Source organism: Drancourtella sp. An12 (assembly GCF_002160935.1).
GTDB lineage: Bacteria > Bacillota > Clostridia > Lachnospirales > Lachnospiraceae > Sellimonas > Sellimonas catena.
Genome location: NZ_NFLO01000003.1, coordinates 1 through 18,758, shown reverse-complemented (window position 1 = coordinate 18,758; position 18,758 = coordinate 1). Strand labels below are relative to the sequence as shown.

The 18,758-nt window shown below is 40.3% G+C and carries 19 protein-coding genes; all 19 read left to right on the top strand.

The features are described from left to right. The first annotated feature begins 9 nt into the window (after positions 1–9). Positions 10–675: a (d)CMP kinase gene (cmk, locus tag B5E64_RS04170; RefSeq protein WP_087167282.1), complete on the top strand. Its 666-nt coding sequence runs from the start codon at positions 10–12 to the stop codon at positions 673–675. 159 nt (positions 676–834) lie between these two features. Beyond that, positions 835–1,569, top strand: coding sequence for a CpsB/CapC family capsule biosynthesis tyrosine phosphatase (locus B5E64_RS04165; RefSeq protein ID WP_087167281.1), 735 nt, complete (start codon positions 835–837; stop codon positions 1,567–1,569). A gap of 30 nt (positions 1,570–1,599) precedes the next feature. Then, positions 1,600–2,376, top strand: a complete 777-nt coding sequence (locus tag B5E64_RS04160; RefSeq protein WP_087167280.1) for a Wzz/FepE/Etk N-terminal domain-containing protein — start codon at positions 1,600–1,602, stop codon at positions 2,374–2,376. Between the two features lie 18 nt (positions 2,377–2,394). After that, complete coding sequence (locus B5E64_RS04155) at positions 2,395–3,087, top strand: polysaccharide biosynthesis tyrosine autokinase (RefSeq protein ID WP_087167279.1); 693 nt, start codon at positions 2,395–2,397, stop codon at positions 3,085–3,087. A 20-nt stretch (positions 3,088–3,107) separates the two neighbouring features. Continuing rightward, positions 3,108–3,866 carry an immunoglobulin-like domain-containing protein gene (locus B5E64_RS04150; RefSeq protein WP_087167278.1) on the top strand — a complete coding sequence of 253 codons (759 nt, stop codon included), beginning with the start codon at positions 3,108–3,110 and terminating at the stop codon, positions 3,864–3,866. An 18-nt stretch (positions 3,867–3,884) separates the two neighbouring features. After that, positions 3,885–5,378 carry an LCP family protein gene (locus B5E64_RS04145; protein WP_087167277.1) on the top strand — a complete coding sequence of 498 codons (1,494 nt, stop codon included), beginning with the start codon at positions 3,885–3,887 and terminating at the stop codon, positions 5,376–5,378. Positions 5,379–5,415: 37 nt separating this feature from the next. Continuing rightward, positions 5,416–7,308, top strand: a complete 1,893-nt coding sequence (locus tag B5E64_RS04140) for a nucleoside-diphosphate sugar epimerase/dehydratase (protein ID WP_087167276.1) — start codon at positions 5,416–5,418, stop codon at positions 7,306–7,308. 265 nt (positions 7,309–7,573) lie between these two features. Then, a complete protein-coding gene (loaP, locus tag B5E64_RS04135) occupies positions 7,574–8,086 on the top strand; it encodes an antiterminator LoaP (RefSeq protein ID WP_087167275.1) in 513 nt (170 codons plus the stop codon). Between the two features lie 65 nt (positions 8,087–8,151). Next, the gene (locus tag B5E64_RS04130; protein WP_242960082.1) at positions 8,152–9,411 is read left to right on the top strand and encodes an aminotransferase class I/II-fold pyridoxal phosphate-dependent enzyme; all 1,260 of its coding nucleotides are present in this window, start codon (positions 8,152–8,154) and stop codon (positions 9,409–9,411) included. A 9-nt stretch (positions 9,412–9,420) separates the two neighbouring features. Continuing rightward, a complete protein-coding gene (locus tag B5E64_RS04125; protein WP_087167274.1) occupies positions 9,421–10,053 on the top strand; it encodes a sugar transferase in 633 nt (210 codons plus the stop codon). Next, positions 10,053–10,571, top strand: coding sequence for a GNAT family protein (locus tag B5E64_RS04120; RefSeq protein WP_087167273.1), 519 nt, complete (start codon positions 10,053–10,055; stop codon positions 10,569–10,571). Before B5E64_RS04125 ends, B5E64_RS04120 begins: the two co-directional genes overlap by 1 nt. Further along, on the top strand, positions 10,552–11,484 hold the full coding sequence (locus B5E64_RS04115) for a pyridoxal-phosphate dependent enzyme (protein ID WP_087167272.1): 933 nt from the start codon (positions 10,552–10,554) through the stop codon (positions 11,482–11,484). Before B5E64_RS04120 ends, B5E64_RS04115 begins: the two co-directional genes overlap by 20 nt. Next, positions 11,477–12,460: an ATP-grasp domain-containing protein gene (locus tag B5E64_RS04110; RefSeq protein ID WP_087167271.1), complete on the top strand. Its 984-nt coding sequence runs from the start codon at positions 11,477–11,479 to the stop codon at positions 12,458–12,460. The genes B5E64_RS04115 and B5E64_RS04110 overlap by 8 nt, the downstream gene beginning before the upstream one ends. A gap of 355 nt (positions 12,461–12,815) precedes the next feature. Continuing rightward, a complete protein-coding gene (locus B5E64_RS04105; RefSeq protein WP_204247049.1) occupies positions 12,816–13,541 on the top strand; it encodes a sugar-transfer associated ATP-grasp domain-containing protein in 726 nt (241 codons plus the stop codon). A gap of 22 nt (positions 13,542–13,563) precedes the next feature. Next, positions 13,564–14,670 (top strand): NAD/NADP octopine/nopaline dehydrogenase family protein, encoded by a 1,107-nt coding sequence (locus B5E64_RS04100; protein ID WP_087167269.1) that lies wholly within the window; start codon positions 13,564–13,566, stop codon positions 14,668–14,670. A 19-nt stretch (positions 14,671–14,689) separates the two neighbouring features. Then, positions 14,690–15,712 (top strand): sugar-transfer associated ATP-grasp domain-containing protein, encoded by a 1,023-nt coding sequence (locus B5E64_RS04095; protein ID WP_087167268.1) that lies wholly within the window; start codon positions 14,690–14,692, stop codon positions 15,710–15,712. Between the two features lie 2 nt (positions 15,713–15,714). After that, on the top strand, positions 15,715–16,938 hold the full coding sequence (locus B5E64_RS04090) for a CapA family protein (protein WP_087167267.1): 1,224 nt from the start codon (positions 15,715–15,717) through the stop codon (positions 16,936–16,938). Between the two features lie 45 nt (positions 16,939–16,983). Then, positions 16,984–18,120 (top strand): glycosyltransferase family 4 protein, encoded by a 1,137-nt coding sequence (locus tag B5E64_RS04085; protein WP_140398821.1) that lies wholly within the window; start codon positions 16,984–16,986, stop codon positions 18,118–18,120. 2 nt (positions 18,121–18,122) lie between these two features. Then, on the top strand, positions 18,123–18,758 hold a 636-nt coding region (locus tag B5E64_RS04080; RefSeq protein ID WP_140398820.1), incomplete at its 3' end, for a hypothetical protein.

The following is an 18,758-nucleotide window of genomic DNA, read 5'->3' as shown; positions in this document are numbered from 1 at the left end:
ATGAAAATAATGGGTTATCAGATAGCGATTGACGGACCGGCCGGCGCCGGGAAAAGCACCATAGCAAAACTTCTGGCAGAAAGAAAAGGCTTTATTTATGTAGACACCGGGGCAATGTACCGGGGGCTTGCCTGGTATTTTCTGACAAAAGGAATCCGGCCGGACGATGAAGAGGCGGTCACAAAAGCATGTGAAGAGGTGAAAATTGACATTGCCTACGAAAATGGAAAGCAGCAGATTTATGTAAATGATAAAAATATTACAGACCATCTCCGGGAGGAAGCAGTCGGAAATATGGCATCAAAAAGCTCGGCCGTTCCGGCGGTACGCGCCAGACTGCTGGAACTGCAGCGGGATCTGGCAAGGAGAGAAGATGTTGTAATGGACGGCAGAGATATCGGAACAAGTGTTTTGCCGGATGCAGATGTCAAGATATTCCTGACGGCAAGTGTTGACACGAGAGCCGGACGAAGGTACAATGAATTGTTGGGAAAAGGGGAATCCTGCGATTATGCTCAGATCGCAGCAGATATAGAAGAACGTGACAGAAGAGATATGACCAGAGAGATTTCCCCGCTGTGCCGTGCAGAAGACGCAGAGCTGATTGACAGCTCAGAGATGACGATTGAAGAAGTTGTAGAAAAAATAGAATCTTTCTGCCGCGAATCAAGATAAAAAGGAATGAGAACTGACCGGAGAGGAGGAATTACTGTAATAAATTGTAATAACGACGTAAAAAAATAGAAAGGATTGTAACTATTGCTTGAAAATTGCGGAGTGGCTAACGTATAATAGTTGACAAAGCAATAGTATGGAAAGATTGGAGTAGGATAGATGAACCAGTTTGTAGATATTCATTGTCACATTCTGCCGGGGGTGGATGATGGATCCCAGTCTCCGGAAGAAACAAAGGCCATGCTGGAGAAAGCATGGGATGAGGGGATACAGATCATGGTGGCGACCCCTCACTATCACAAGCAGAGAGGGAAAAATGATATCGATCTGATCAAGAAACAGTTGCTCCTGACTCGAAAGCTTGCAAAGGAAGTTCACCCGAAGATGCAGATCTGTCTTGGGATGGAGATTTATTACGGGGAGGATGTCCCGGAGCTTTTAAAGACCGGGAAAGCAGTGAGCATCAGAAAATCCAGATATATCCTGGTGGAGTTTTCGCCGGGAGACGATTTCCAGTACATCCTGAATGCTGTGAGAAAGCTTCAAATGAGCGGCCACACCGTTATTATTGCGCACATTGAGCGTTACAACTGCCTGAGAGAAGATATCTCAAACGTAGAATATCTCAGGGAGATGGGGGCGTATCTCCAGGTGAACGCGGGAAGCATTACAGGAAGTTACGGCAGAAGCGTAAAGAAGTTTCTGCGGGAGGTATTAAAAGCGCATCTTGTCCAGCTGGTAGGGACAGATGCACATGGTCCGGAGAAGCGGTCACCGAAGATGCAGGAGGCATACAAAGAAGTTGTCAAACGCTGCGGTGAAGAGTATGCGGACCAGATCTTCGGGCAAAATGCCAAGAAAGTTCTTCGCAATGAAGAGATTGACGAGTACTAAATGAGAATGAATTAGGAAGGTATAGTGTTTATGGAAGGGACAAACCAGAATGTGAAAGAAAATGATGAGATTACAATAGATCTCACCGAATTGTTTATGACGTTATGGAGCAAGGCACATATTATTATTCTGTCAGGAATCCTGCTGGGACTTCTGGCATTTGTTGGAACCAAACTTTTTATTACGCCAATGTATACTTCAACAACCCGGTTCTATGTGCTGACCAGAACAACGGACACCGGAAACGTGACATACAATGATCTGCAGACAGGATCACAGCTGACGAAAGACTATGCGGAACTGGTAAAGAGCCGTCCGGTTCTGGAAGAAGTTATTTCTGTTCTGAATCTTGATATGGATACAGAAGAGCTGGCGGATAAGATTACGGTTACCACACCGACAGATACCCGTGTCATGTCCATTAATGTAAGAGACGCCGAACCGAAACAGGCAAGAGATATTGCAGATGCGGTACGCCAGGCGGTAGGAATTCAGATTCAGGATATCATGGATGTTGACTCTGTCAAGACGGTAGAGGAAGCAAACCTGCCGGACAGCCCGAGCAGCCCGAGCGTGATGCGTAATACGCTGATCGGCGCAATTCTCGGAATTCTGATTTCTGCCGGTATTATCATTCTGGTATTTATGCTGGACGATACAGTAAAGACGCCGGAAGATGTAGAGACATATCTTGGACTGAATGTTCTTGCGTCCATTCCGGTTTATGACGGGGCAAATGCAAAGAATAAAAAACGTGTAAAAGGGCTCTCGGCCCGGAATTTCCAGAAAAAAACTGCGAAAAAGTAAGGTTTGGGAGGTCTGAAGATGAAAGAAATATCATTAAATTTAAAGAGTATGCAGGATTACAGAATTAATGAATCCTACAAACAGCTTCGTACAAATATTGAATTCTCCGGAGAGGAAAACAAGATCATTGCAATTACAAGCTGTACTCCAAGTGAAGGAAAGAGTACGGTATCATTATCAACGGCATACTCTCTTGCAGAGGCGGGAAAAAAAGTTCTTTTTATTGACGCGGATCTTAGAAAGTCTGTTCTTGCCGGAAGATATAAAGTGACAGGAGAAATGAAAGGTCTGACCCATTTTCTTTCCGGTCAGGGAGATCTTTCTGAAATTCTCTGCAAAACAAACGAAAAAGGCCTGTTTGTCATTTTTGCAGGTCCGGTTCCGCCAAATCCGGCAGAACTCCTTGGAAGCAAAAAGTTTGCCGCACTGTTAAAAGAGGCAAGAAATATTTATGACTATATTATTATCGACACACCTCCGCTTGGAAGTGTTATCGACAGTGCAATCGTGTCCGCAGCATGTGACGCGGCGATTCTTGTTATTTCAGCCAATACGATCAGCTACAAGTTCGCGCGTTCCGTAAAGGATCAGCTTACCAAGACAGGATGTAATATTCTGGGAGTTGTTCTCAACAAGGTATCCATGAAGCAGAATAAATATTACGGTAAGTATTACGGGAAATATTACGGACATTACGGAAGTGACAATTAATCGATTAGGAGAACGTTAAGATGAGACAAAGGCTATTAACCCTGTGTCTGATAGCAGGCTGTGCGGTGCTGGTAGCCGGTGCGGCCGTTATCACTGCTTCACAGGATAAAACAGCACCGGTCATCACGATCGAAGACAAAGAGAAAGAAATCACCTACAAAGACGGAGACAATTATGAAGAACTCCTCGCTGACGTAACTGCCGAAGACAACCGGGACGGAGATGTGACGGATCAGATTTTTATTGACAAAATTACGGTAGTAAGCGATGGAACCCGCGCAATTGTACAGTATGCGGTAATCGATGAGAGCAATAATGTCGGAACCGAAACACGGATGGTCAATTATGAGGGAACCGGGCAGGCAGAACAAAATGTCAGCCAGCCTGAAGCAGAGGAACCGTCCCAGGAAGAGGAAGCGCAGACAGAGGAAGATACTTCAGAGGAAACTTCAGAGGATGAACAGGCAGCACAGGAACAGGCTTCCGCTGAGGAAACACAGGAGGAAAATACCGGAGAACTGACACCGGACGGGGCAAATCCGGCAATCCGTCTCACGGAGACGTCCAGATCAATCCGTGCAGGAGAATCATTTGACGTCCTTTCCGTGATTGACCAGGTGGTGGATGACCAGGACGATGCGGCGACATTATCCAGAAGAATTCACGCGGACGGAGAGTACAATACATCCGTTCCGGGTACATATACAATTCGCTACTATGTGATGGATACGAACAATAATACATCAAATATTGAAGAGTTTACATTGACTGTACAGTAGGTAAAAGGAGTGATAAAAATGCCGCAGAGAAGAGAGCAGAGGGAACGCAGGAGACATCAGGGCCGCCGCGGTTCCCGGCATTACGACGAGAAAAAAGGGAGAAATACTCTCGGAAAAGTGATTGCAGTAATTCAGCTTCTGATTTCTGTGATTTTTGTCGGTATCTTATTTAACAGTGGAATGATTCCGATGAAGTATCTGGCAGCAGGAGCTGTTGTGCTTCTGCTGTTGTTCGCCCTCACATTTGGAATGCAGTATATCAGGAACAAAATTCATATTGTGGGGATTGTACTGAGTATTCTGATCAGTGCCGCACTTGCTTTCGGAACCTATTACTTTATGAATATGCATCAGGCAATCAGTAATATCGGAGGAGCTGAGTATAAAACCGACAATATGATCGTTGTGGTCAAAAAGGAAGACAGCGCGGAGTCGATTCTAGATGCGCAGAATTATATTTTCGGAGTTCAGACGGCCGCTGATCAGACAAACAACGAAAAGATGATTACCAAGCTTTCCACACTGATCGGACAGGAGCCGAATGTGTCGGAGTTCAATACTGTTCAGGAGGAAGCACAGGCCCTTCTGGATGGCAGAATTGAGGCGGCTATCTATAATGAGGCATTCAACAGCCTGATTACAGACGAGATTGAAGGATATGAAGATCAGGTTCGTATTCTGTATCAGTATGGAATTGATACAAAACTGGAAAAGGTAGACCAGAGCGTGACAGAACCGTTCAATGTCTATATCAGCGGAATCGACGTATACGGTCCGATTTCCACAAACAGCCGAAGCGATGTGAATATCATCGCAACAGTGAATCCGGAAACACGCCAGGTGCTTCTGACAACAACGCCGCGTGACTACTACGTGACACTTCCGGGAGTTTCCGGAAACCAGCGGGACAAACTGACTCATGCCGGAATTTATGGAGTGGATGTTTCCATGGCAACACTGGAACAGCTTTATAATACCGACATCAATTACTACGCGAGAGTGAACTTTACCTCACTGATTGAAATTGTCGATACACTTGGCGGAGTCGACGTCAATTCCGAGTATGCTTTTGAAGCGGGAGGATATTCTTTCCAGCAGGGTGTGAACCATTTAAACGGGAAACAGGCACTTGCCTTTTCAAGGGAGCGTCACAGTTTTGCTACCGGTGATAACCAGAGGGGAAAGAATCAGGAAGCCGTGATCACAGCAATTATCAACAAGATGCTGACACCATCCATGCTTACGAAAGCTATGGATATTGTAAAAGAGCTTGACGACTGTGTAGAAACGAATGTATCTATGGACCAGCTCTCAAAACTGATCCAGATGCAGCTCAATTCAGGCGGCAGCTGGAGTATCCTGACCGACAATGCGATCGGAACAGGAGACAGCAATACTTGTTATTCATCCGGAAGCCAGATGCTGTATGTCATGAATCCGAATGAGGTTTCTGTAAACAGCATTTCAAGCAAGATCAACCGGATTTTAGGTGGGGAAAAAATTACACAGTAGAGGGCTGTGAAAATAAAAGAATGAGGAGTAAAGTGTTATGAGAAAATGGATGGCAGATAAGCTGTTTCTGTATCATTGGGTACGTATCTCAATCTTACTGTTTATCTATGATGTAATTGTAATGAATGTGTCTTACGGACTGGCATTATGGCTGAGATTTGACTTCCGCTTCTCGGACATTCCGCCGGAATATCTTTTTACCTGGATCAGGTATATTCCGATTCATACCGTATGTACACTGATTCTGATGTTTGCATTTAAACTGTACCGGAGCATGTGGCGGTTTGCAAGTTTTGACGAACTGTCGAGAACCACAATTGTATGCGCGATTTCCATGGCACTTCATATTGTGGGGACTACCGTGATTTTTCAGAGAATGCCGATTTCGTATTATGTAATGGGGGGAATTCTTCAGTATTTTCTGATTACAGGTATCCGTTTCTCTTACCGGATTTACCGGATGTTTGTCACAAGGACTTCAGCAGCGGCTGTAGAATCCAGAGATGTGAAAAATACGATGATCATCGGTGCCGGAGAGGCCGGCAGGGCAATCATCAGTGAATTTAATAAAAGCGGAGACAAGATGCACACAAGAATCCGCTGTATTATTGACGATAACAAAAACAAAAAGAACCGTTATATCGACGGAATTCCGATTGTCGGAACAAGAGAAGATATTCCTGAGATGGTAAAGAAATATCAGATTCAGAAAATTATCTTTGCAATTCCTGCGATTTCGGCTTCTGAAAAGAAAAATATTCTCGAGATCTGCAAGGAGACGGGATGTGAAATGCAGATCGTTCCGGCTGTCTATCAGCTGGTTAACGGCGAAGTAAAAGTAAGTTCGATCCGTCCGGTAGAGATCGAAGAGCTTCTCGGACGGGAAAGCATCCGGATGGACCTTGCAGAGATTTCCGGATATGTAAAAGACAAAGTCGTACTTGTCACAGGAGGCGGCGGTTCCATCGGAAGCGAGCTCTGCCGGCAGATTGCGGCATACGGTGCAAAACAGCTGATTATATTTGACATTTACGAAAATAATGCCTATGATATTGAACAGGAGCTGAGAAGAAAATATCCGTCATTAAATCTGGTCGCATTGATCGGATCTGTGCGGGATACCGGATGTCTGGAAAAGGTATTCTCCACGTATCATCCACAGCTCGTTTTCCATGCGGCAGCACACAAACATGTACCGCTGATGGAGACAAGCCCGAATGAGGCAATCAAAAATAATGTATTCGGAACCTACAATACTGCAAAACTCGCCAACGAGTACGGTGTAGAAAGATTTGTCCTGATTTCGACGGACAAGGCGGTCAATCCGACCAATATCATGGGTGCCAGCAAGAGAATGTGCGAGATGGTCATTCAGATGATGTCACGCCATTCCAAAGGAACCACCTTTGCGGCAGTACGTTTCGGAAACGTACTGGGAAGCAACGGAAGCGTAATTCCGCTGTTTAAAAAGCAGATCGCAGAGGGCGGACCGGTTACCGTCACACATCCGGATATCATCCGGTACTTCATGACGATTCCGGAGGCAGTATCCCTTGTGCTGACTGCAGGTTCCTACGCAGAAGGCGGCGAGATCTTCGTTCTCGATATGGGAGAACCGGTCAAGATCCTCGACCTTGCCACCAACCTGATTAAACTTTCCGGACTGAAACCGGGAGTGGATATCGAAATTAAATTTACAGGCCTCCGACCTGGCGAAAAGCTTTACGAAGAGCTTTTAATGGCAGAGGAAGGTCTGCACAAAACAGATAACAATCTGATTTTCATTGGAGAACCGATCGATATGGATGATGACAAATTCCTGATGGAGCTTGCAGAACTGAAAGATGCATGCTACAAGGAAGTATCGGATGTCAAAGAACGGGTATCCAGAATCGTACCTACTTATCAGTATAAGAAAAAAGAAAAATAACAAAGTCGTTTTGGACTTGAAAATATCTTAACCAAATCAAATCGTCGCTTTGTCGCGTTTGAATGGGAAAGTGGTCATTATGGAATATCGTGATTCACCCGGAAAAGCGTTCGGGTGAAATGGCGAAGCATACCCTTTTTACTTTCATGATTTGGAAGTGAAAAGAGTATGCTTTTTTCATGCAGAATATTTCAAAAAAGCGACTTCCCTCACAATTTAATGAAATGAAATACGACAAGGCCTCATTTGAAGAAAGAGGACTTCTATGTGGTATGTAGTACAGGTACGCACAGGTACCGAGGAAGAGATCATCACACAATGTGAAAAAACGATCGATCACGGGATTTTAAAGCGCTGCTTTATCCCTTACTATGAATCAATGAAGAAGTACAAAGGAGAATGGCATCTGGAGCAGAAAATTCTGTTTCCAGGATACGTTTTCATGATTACAGACGAAATGGAACAACTGTATCTTGGCCTGAAAAAAGTGATCGGCCTTACAAAGCTGATCGGGACAGGAAGGGAAATCATTCCGCTAAAACAGGAGGAAGTAGACTTCCTGACCGAATTTGGAAAAGAAAAACAGGTTGTTGAGATGTCAACCGGGATTATTGAAAACGGTCGGATCCGGATCACCGACGGCCCATTGAAAGGACGCGAAGCCATGATCCGCAAAATCGACCGGCATAAGCGAAAAGCAAGCCTTGAGATCCCGATGTTCGGGAGAATCCTGGAGACCCAGGCAGGCCTGGAAATCATAGAAAAAATTGAAACATAAAAGGAAAAACAGTCTGGAAAAACTTCCGGGCTTTTTTTAGTGGAAAAAAAGAGGAGTGAGGGAAGATGAGTAAGAAGATGGAACAATTTTCATCAAAGGTATGGCTTTCCAGTCCGACCATGCACGGCCCGGAACTGGAGTATGTAAAAGAAGCATATGAAACCAACTGGATGTCAACCGTTGGGGAAAATATTAATGAGACAGAACGGCTTGCCTGCGAAAAAATCGGCTGTAAGCATGCGGTGGCATTATCAGCCGGAACAGCAGCACTTCATATGGCGGTGAAGCTGGCAGGGGTAAAGCCGGGAGACAAGGTGTTCTGCTCAGACATGACATTTGATGCCACGGTGAATCCGGTTGTTTATGAAGGCGGCATTCCGGTATTCATTGATACCGAGTATGACACCTGGAACATGGATCCGGTGGCTTTGGAAAAAGCATTTGAACTCTATCCGGAAGTAAAAGTTGTTGTTGTAGCACATCTTTATGGTACACCGGGAAAAATTGATGAAATCCGGGAAATCTGTGACCGACATGGCGCGGTCATCATTGAAGATGCAGCAGAATCTCTCGGAGCAACTTATAAAGGTGTCCAGACAGGAACCTTTGGAACCTATAACTGCATTTCCTTTAACGGAAACAAGATTATCACAGGATCATCCGGAGGAATGCTTCTGACAGATGACGAAGAAGCAGCAAAGAAAGTACGGAAATGGTCTACTCAGTCCAGAGAGAATGCACCGTGGTACCAGCATGAGGAACTGGGATACAACTACCGGATGAGTAACGTGATTGCAGGAGTGGTCAGAGGACAGTTCCCATATCTGGAAGAACATATCGCACAGAAGAAAGCAATTTATGAGAGATATAAAGAAGGATTCAAAGACCTTCCAGTGAAAATGAATCCATATGATGAAGAAAACAGTGAGCCGAACTTCTGGCTGAGCTGTATGGTAATCGATCCGGAAGCTATGTGCAAACAGGTACGGGGAGAGCAGGAAGCATTGTATATCAGCGAGCCTGGAAAGAGCTGTCCGACAGAGATTCTGGAAACACTGGCATCCTATAATGCAGAAGGACGTCCAATCTGGAAACCGATGCACATGCAGCCAATTTACCGGATGAACGGATTTGTCACAAGAGAAGGAAATGGACGGGCAAAGACCAATGCCTATATTGCAGGTGGAACCGTAGGACAGGACGGAAGACCGCTGGATGTGGGAATGGATCTGTTCCACAGAGGCCTGTGTCTGCCGAGTGATAATAAGATGACGTTGGAAGAGCAGGAGAAAGTGATAGAGATTGTGAAGGGATGTTTTGAGTAGGTGTCTGGTATGAGAAGAAGAAAAGGATTTTATGAGGCGTGCATAAAGAGACCACTGGATTTTGTATGTGCGTTAGGTGGGATTATTGTGTTAAGCCCGGTATTGTTGATCACAGCAGGACTTGTAAAGCTGAAACTTGGCAGCCCGGTGATTTTCAAACAGGAGAGACCGGGGCTCTATGGAAAACCATTTTTGCTTTACAAGTTTCGTACGATGACGGATCAAAAAGACGAAGAGGGAAATCTCCTTTCTGATGATATCAGGCTGACAAAATTTGGAAAATGGCTGAGAAGCACAAGCCTGGATGAGCTTCCAGAATTATTCAATATTCTGAAGGGAGATATGAGTATTGTAGGATGTCGGCCTCTTCTGATGGAATATCTTCCATACTATACTGAGAAAGAGTTCCATCGACATGATGTCAGGCCGGGATTGACTGGACTTGCACAGGTCAATGGAAGAAATGCAATTAGCTGGGAGAAACGGTTTGCATATGATCTTTACTATGTGGATCACTGTACATTTCAGATGGATATGAAAATTCTGAAAAAAACAGTGGAAAAAGTTTTGAAAAAATCAGATATTCTTGTTGGAAGTGAAATACCTGCGGGAAGACTTGATGATGCAAGGAGAGAGAAATAATGCAGATTGTTATTAGAAAAATGAAGTGGGAGGATATTCCGCTTAAGGTAAAGTGGATCAACGATGAGCAGAATAATCAGTTTCTGCACTACAATCTTCCTCTGGAGCAGAAAAAAACAGAAGAATGGTTTGAAAAGATTAAAGACCGTACAGACAGATTTGATGGAATCATCGAAGTGGATGGAGAGCCTGTCGGATTAATCGGAATTCTTGGAATAAAAGGGAAACAGGGTGAATATTACATCACCATGGGTGAGCCGGCCTATAAAGGAAAGGGAATTGCTACAGAAGCAACACGGCAGCTTCTACATTATGCATTTACAAAATTGGGACTGGATCAGGTGTATCTGTATACAGAATGCGAAAACCTACCGGCACAAAGACTTTTCGAAAAATCAGGATTTCAGAAAAAGGGTATAGAATACGGAAAGGTTCAAAACAGAGGTAGGAATGTAGATCGTTTTTATTATGAAATCTCAAGAGAGGAGTTTGAAATCAATGGATATTTCGAACTATAAAACTCCCGTTTATCTTCTGGAGGAGAATGATAACAGAGTTTATGTAAAACGCGACGATCTTCTTCCTTTTTCTTTTGGAGGAAATAAAGCAAGAAAAGCAGCATTATTTCTACAGGATATCAGGAAACAGAAAGCAGATTATATCGTGACCTATGGAAGCGGCAGTTCCAACCATGGGCGGATTATAGCGAATATGGCTGCTTCAGAAGGGTTTCCCTGTCTGATCATCAGTCCGGAAGAAGCTTCCGAACGTACATATAACAGAAAAATGATGGAGTTTTTTGGGGCTGAGATTATCGAATGTCCGGTTACGGAGGTACACGATACGATCGAAGCAAATCTGAAGAGACTTCAGGAAGAAGGGAAACATCCTTATTTTATTATGGGTGGAGGTCATGGAAATATTGGGACAGAAGCCTATGTACGGTGTTACGAAGAGATTAAAGAATACGAAAAGCAGGAACAGATTCAGTTTGATTATATTTTTCATGCGTCCGGAACAGGAACAACACAGGCAGGACTTATTTGCGGCCAGATTTTGAATCAGGATGACAGAAAGATTATAGGAATCAGTATCGCAAGAAAAAATCCTTATGGAAGAACTGTTGTTATGGACAGTGTAAAAGAATATCTAAATGGAATTTCAAAAGAAGAGATTGAAAAGAACACCATTTTCCTGGACCAGTATACAAATTCGGGGTATGGGAAAGAAAATAAAGAGATTGAAGATACCATTGAAGAGAATCTAAGAAAATATGGAATTCCTATGGATACTACCTATACGGGGAAAGCGTTCTGGGGAATGAAAAAATATATCAGCGAACAGAAGATTACCGGTAAAAATATTTTGTTTTTACACACAGGTGGAACACCATTATTCTTTGAATATTTAAAGGGGAAACAAGATGAGTAATATATTAGTATTGAGTGTGGGTACAAGAAATAAAATCATTCAGTATTTCAAAAAGGAGTTACAGGGAAAAGGGAAAGTAATTGCAACGGATATGAGCAGACTGGCACCGGCGTTATACGAAGCCGATGCCTTTTATATTGTTCCAAGAATGACGGAACCAGGATACATTGAGAAGATTTTAGAGATATGCAGAACAGAAAAAATTCAGGGAGTACTGTCCCTGATTGATCCGGAACTTTCACTGTTGGCGGAGAATAAAGATCGGTTTGCAGAAATAGGCACCTGTGTTATCGGATCTGATTATGAAGTCTGTGAACGTTCTCTAAATAAATGGGAAATGTACCAATGGCTTGAAGAGCATCACTATCGCTGTGCAAAAAGCTATGTGGATAAGGAAGAGTTTTTTAAGGATATAGAGAAGGGAGAAGCAAAATATCCAGTATTTGTTAAACCTGTATGTGGAAGTGCATCCATCGCAATAAGTAAAGTTTATGACAGGGAGACAATTGAGCTGCTTTTCCAGCATAATGAGGGCCTGATGATTCAGGAGTATCTGGAAGGACAGGAAATTGGAGCAGACTGCTATATCGATATGATCAGTGGGAAACTGGTTTCTATTTTTACAAAAAAGAAACTGGTTATGAGAGCTGGAGAAACGGACAAGGCAGAGTCCTTTATTGATCCAAAACTGAATGAACTGCTCAGCTCGTTTGCAGAAGAAATGGGATATCGGGGACAGATTGATATTGATGTATTTGAAAAAGATGAGAAATATTACATTTCAGAAGTGAATCCGAGATTTGGAGGTGGATATCCACATGCGTATGAGTGTGGGGTCAATCATATGAAACTGATCGTAAATAATCTGGAAGGAAAAGAAAATGAAAAACAAGAGCCAGGTTATGATGAAGGAGTTTATATGATGAAATATAACGAAATATCCATATTAAATGGGGGAAGAGAAAATGAGAAGTAACTTCAGAAAAAAATGGGACGATCTGAATTTGATGATGGAGTCAAAATATCGGGAATACTCTTACAGAAAAAAGGCACGGGTACGATTGAAAAGGATGAATAATGGATTTCAGTGCGACGAAGAGTATGAACAGATCGTGGTTCCTTATTGGCAGCGGTACGGATTAAAGCCAAAGAAAATGTGGTATCAGATTTTTGCTGACCGTGACAAAAAAGTAGATCCACGGTACATACCGGATGACCTCTGGTATGGAACAATCGTACCATATTTCAGTAATACGCAGTTCCGGCGCTTCGGAGAAGATAAATGCCTTCATAACATTTGGTTTCCTGATTTAAAGAAACCGGAAACGATTATGAAAAATATTGCCGGTGTTTTTTATAATGAAAATCATGAAATTATTTCAAGAGAAGATGCAGTGAAGAAATGCCTTTCTTATCAGAAGGAATTTTTAATTAAGCCTTCAATTGACAGTGGGGAAGGACGCTTGATTTCTTTTTTTACTCCGGGTGAGTATCAGAAAGAAGATCTTCTGCGTGCATTAAAAAAGATGGGAGCAAATTATATCGTGCAGGGGGCAGTAAAGCAGCATGAAACTCTTGCAAAATTAAATCCGTCATCTTTGAATACGATCAGGATTGTATCTTTTTTGTTTGAAGGAGAAGTTTATATCCTGTCCTCTATTTTGAGAATGGGTGCAAGTAATGCACGAGTTGATAATATTGGAGCCGGTGGATATGCCTGTCCAATTCATGAAGATGGTTCATTGAATGAATTAGGCGTTAATCGAAAAGCAGAATGGCGTTCTAAAAATCAGAATGGAATTTATTTTAAAGATATTGTGGTTCCATCCTATAAAGAAATTGTCAAAATTGTGAAAAAAGAACATAAAAAGCTTGCGCATTTTAAACTGATCGGATGGGATTTCTCAGTAGATACAGAAGGAGATCCGGTTTTTATTGAATACAATGTATGCCCGGGTTCGAACCAGATTACTTGTGGTCCGACATTTGGAGATTTGACAGAAAGAGTTCTGGAAGAAGTTTTTATAAAGAAAACTTTAAAAGACGCACAAAACTAAAGAAAGAAAAGGAGAACATAAAATGAGAGTAGCAGTAGTAGGAGCTGGAAATGGGGGCTGCGCAGTAGCAGCAGATATGGCATTTAGAGGAGTAAATGTAACATTGGTCAAAACTTCTAATGCAATGCATGACGATAATTTTGAATATCTTCAGAAAAACGATGGGAAAATGACGCTCCTGGATTTTGGAGAAAACGGCAGTATGAATCCACAGGATCTGGAAATTGTGAGAAAAGAAGGTCATATTTCCAATGTAACAAGAGATTTGTCTGTACTGACAGAAATGGATGTAATCATTGTGTACATTCAGACAAATTATCATGAAGAATTGATTCAGAGAATGGCGCCATTTATCAGAGATGGTCAAATTTTGCTTATTAATCCTGGATATTTTTCGACAGCGTATGTACTGAAATATTGTGGAGATAAAGATATTTCAGTAGTAGAAGCACAAAGCTCTTTTATCGACGGACGTATCATGGAGCCAGGTATTTTTAAAGTTGGATTCAGAAATGTAAGAAATCCGTTAGGGGTGTATCCGGCAAGAAATCTTTCTATTGTTAAGGAAAAACTGGATCAATTAGGATTCCCATTCCATTATATGAACAGCGTGGTGGGGGCAGCACTTCATAATCCAAATATGATTGTTCATACTATCGGATCACTTTTAAGTATTCCTATGATTGATGCAATGGGAGATGAATTCTGCATGTATCATCGAGCATTCACGGAGCATGCATGGAATGTATTGGAAAAATTGGACTCTGAAAAGATGGATATTCTCGAAAAGATGGGATTCGAACGTCTGTCTTATGTAGAAGCATGTAAGTTCAGAAACTCTTTAGATGATGAAAAAGATGCGAAAGAAGTCTTTTTCTCCTATGCAGCAATGCCGACAAGAGCCAAGGGACCGGTAACGGTAAATTCACGTTATGTTACGGAGGATGTCCCGCAGGGATTGGTGATGTTAGAGTCACTTGGGAAAGCGCTGGATATTAAAACACCAGTTGCAACAGCATTGATTGAAGTCGCAAATGCGGCATTAGGACAGGACTTCCGGAAAAATGGAAGAACACCAGAAAGATTGGGAGAAGAAAATATTAAAAAGATCTTAGATGATTGCAGATAGTAAGTAGGAGAAAATAGATATGCAGGAATCGATACAGGAAAAGTTTAAAAGGTTATTTCGAGATATCTATATTAATATAGATCCGAATGCTTCCACTTGGAAGAGATTAAAGATCACGGTTGATTTTTTGTGGGAAAAGTTTCGATATGATATTGAATTGATAGATTATATCCAATATCAGTTTTATTATAAAAAGCGTGAAGAAAGGGACAAATTTATTACTCATGGAAAATTGGTAGAAATTATCAAAATATGTAATGATCCTAGGTCAAGAAAATATTTTGATCAAAAACCACTTTTTAACGAACATTTTCAGAAGTATACGGGAAGAAATTGGATTGATACAACTAAATGTTCAAAAGATGAAGTAAAAGATTTTTTGAAAAATCATAACAAGATATTTGCAAAGTGTCCAGATGGAATGTTCGGGAAAGGGATAGAAATTATTGATACAGATTCTATTCTTGACTTTGACACTTTTTATAAAAAGGCTTTAAAGCAAAAATTATTATTAGAAGAAGTTTTAACACAGCATAAAGAATTGGCAGAATTTAATCAGAGTTCTGTCAATTCTTTTCGGGTCGTAACTCTTGTTTGCGCAGATAATACCGTAAAAGTAATGGCTGGAGTGTTGCGTTTGGGAAGAAAAGGAAAATTTGCAGATAATTTCCACCATCATGGAATTGCTTCTTTAATTGATGTAGAGACAGGAATTGTTTGTACTGTTGGAGTCGATCGAGAATGGAACAGGTTTGTAATCCATCCTGATTCAGGTAAACCAATTGTAGGTTTTAAAGTGCCAGAATGGAATAGTATTGTAGATACAGTAAAACAGGCTGCTATGGTTCATCCAGAAGTGAGATATGTCGGATGGGATGTAACGATTAAGGCAGATGGAACTATTGTACTCATCGAAGGAAATCCAGGAGCAGATCCAGATGTTACGCAGATCGAAGATCAGATAGGAAAATGGCCAATATATAAACCGTTATTAGAGCAAATCAAGAAGCAAAAAAAGATAAACAATGTCGGGAGGAGGTAGCGGTGAAGATAACTTTTATTGGAGATATCATGTGTGAAAAACCCTTGCAAAGATATTACAACAAACATCCTAATTATGATTTCAATGATATATTTAAAGAAACGAAAAATCTTTTTTCGAACTCAGATTTAGTTGTTGGAAATTTAGAAACTGTATTTGCTGGGGAAAATGTGAGTTATACAAATCACATCTATAACTTTAACACACCAGATCCATTTGCAAGAGCAATGAAACAGGGTGGAATTGATATGGTTACAACTGCTACTAATCATTGCCTTGATAGAGGAATAGCGGGGTTAATCAGAACGCTGGATATTTTGGATCAGAATAAAATTGATCATACAGGAACATATAGAAATGAAAAAGAAAGACATACTATTTATTATAAGGAAATAGAAAATAAAAAAATAGCATTTTTATCCTATACGTATGGAACTAATACGCATGAGACGAATGTTATTTTGAAAAAAGAGCAGTTATATCATTTAAACTTATTAAAGCCTCAAACGTATAATCTTCAAAAAGTAGTAGGGCAAAAAAGATCTTCAGTTTTTAGAAAAATGATTGCAAGATTACTAGGTCAAAAAATATCTTTAGAGACAAAAATGAAGATCAAAAGAAAAATGCATATGACTCATAATGTGCCAAGAGTTGACATACTTTCAAGAGAAGAACTTGATAGTACATATTTAGAACAAATAAAATCTGATATCATTCAAGCAAAAAAAGAAACAGATTTTGTTGTTGCGTGTGTTCATATGGGAGGACAGTTTAATTCTGTTCCAGGAGAGTTTTCAGAGTATATCATGAAATTTTTGGTGAATCATGGGGTGGATCTGATTATTGGAACGCATCCGCATGTAGTTCAAAAATACGAAACAATCAATAATACACCAATTGCTTATTGTTTGGGAAATTATAGCATTTCTCCAAGTTCGGTTTATCTTTTGGATGAATACAAACCAGAATATTCTATTGCAATGCATGTTTATCTAAAAAACGATAATATTCAAATTTCAAAAATAACATTTAGTATTTTAAAAATTGTTGAAGAAAAAAATGGAAAACTGACAGTTTGGCCGATTGACCAATTATATAAAAAGTTGGGAGCAAAAGAAAAAGAGAAGCTGAAAAAGGATGCAGCATATATTTATAATCGGTTTTTAAATTTGAAAAAAAATGAAATTGACATTTTAAAGGAATATCGTATTCCTGATAAAAAGTAGGTGAGAAAGGAATGAGAAAAGAATTTGAAGATTTGTTTTATATCTATGAGTAGTTCAACTAATCAGGATGGAGCCTCATTATCAATGCTCAATATTGCGTGCGAACTGGCAAAACGTGGAAATGAAGTTGTTTTAGTTCTTAGTAGTGATAAAAACATTGAATGGATTAGACAAAAGGAGCATATTAAGTGTTACATTGTACCGGCATATAGCATGAGGATTAATATTTTAAAAAGAAGAAAGTCTACAGGAATTAAATTTTTTATAAAATATATGTTTAATTATTTTTATATGCTTAAAGCATATAAAATTTTAAAAAATGAGAATGTAGATTTGATTCATATTAATGGTCTTAATCATCAAATGGGAGCACAGATAGCCGACAAATTGGGAATACCATATGTTTGGCATATCAGACAGTTAATGGAAGAAGATTTGGGACAAACTATTTTTGCAAAAAATAAAGTGTGGAAATATGTAAAAAAAGCGGATGCTGTTATAGCGATATCAAATACAGTAAAAAATAAATTTGAAAAAGAATTTCACAGAAAAATAGTTACTGTATACAATGGAGTTCCTATTGAAAAATATGAAGTAGAAGACAAAGATATTTTTAATAGTGAGACGGCAAAATTGATTTTACCAGGGCGTATTGATCCAGGGAAAGGACAGATGGATGCGGTAAAAGCGATTGAAGAGCTAAAAGTAAATAGGAAGATAAACACTGAATTATATATTGTTGGAAATATAGAAGACAGGACATATGAGCAAAGAATTAGAACTTATATTGATAAAAAAAATTTGGATAGCAATATTCATATTTTGCATTATGTTGCTGATCTTAGAAAACTTAGAAAACAATGTGATATTGGGTTAACTTGTTCCAAAAATGAAGCATTTGGACGAGTCACGATTGAAAATCAACTGGCAGGATTATTGGTAATTGGTGCTAATACAGGAGGGACAACTGAAATAATAAAGGATAATGAAACAGGATTACTTTATAAAGAAGGCGATTATATGGATTTAGCAGATAAGATTGAATATGCAATCATAAACAAAAATACCATGAGAAATATTGCCAATCATGGCAAAGATAATGCAATAGACCAATTTTCTATTGAAAGAGTTGTCGATCAATTGATTGGAATTTATGAAAACTGTAAAATGCAGAGGGGATAAAAATGGCAATTGTTAGCATCGTTTTTTCAATCATTATTGCGGTCCTTTTTCTTAAAATAACGAAAAATATTTATAATGCAGCAACGATTTTTTGTGGGTATTGGGGGATATTAGTTTTTCTAAATTATTTATCATTAGATGGTATGCAGAAGCCAAGTGAACTTACATATTCGTATATCTTTTTAGGAATATTTGGATTTACGATTGGGTGTGTCTTGGCTTTACTAAGGACAAAAAGAATCAATGTCAAGGTGAGAAAAGGAGAACCCAATTATTTCTTGCTTAAAATAGCTTGTGTGATTATTATTGCTTATTGTTTATACAGAATATCTTTAATAGTTGTTTTTTTGGCGCAAGGATATTCATGGGGAGAAATACGATTAATGCATGGTATTGCGGGAGATTCGGGAGAAGGAACTTTAAAAGGGGGAACTTTTAGCCAGATATTACATGATTGGTGTGTTGCACCTTTATTATATTTGTTGGCTCCAACACTGGTGATTGACCTTTTTGGATATACCGGTGCGCTGAAAGCGCCTGTCCGGTGTTTTGGAAATCACCTGTCCGAAAAGAGGAAATCACTGTTCCAGACAGATAATAAATGTGGCGGAGCCGCCATCCTGAAGAATAGAACCTCC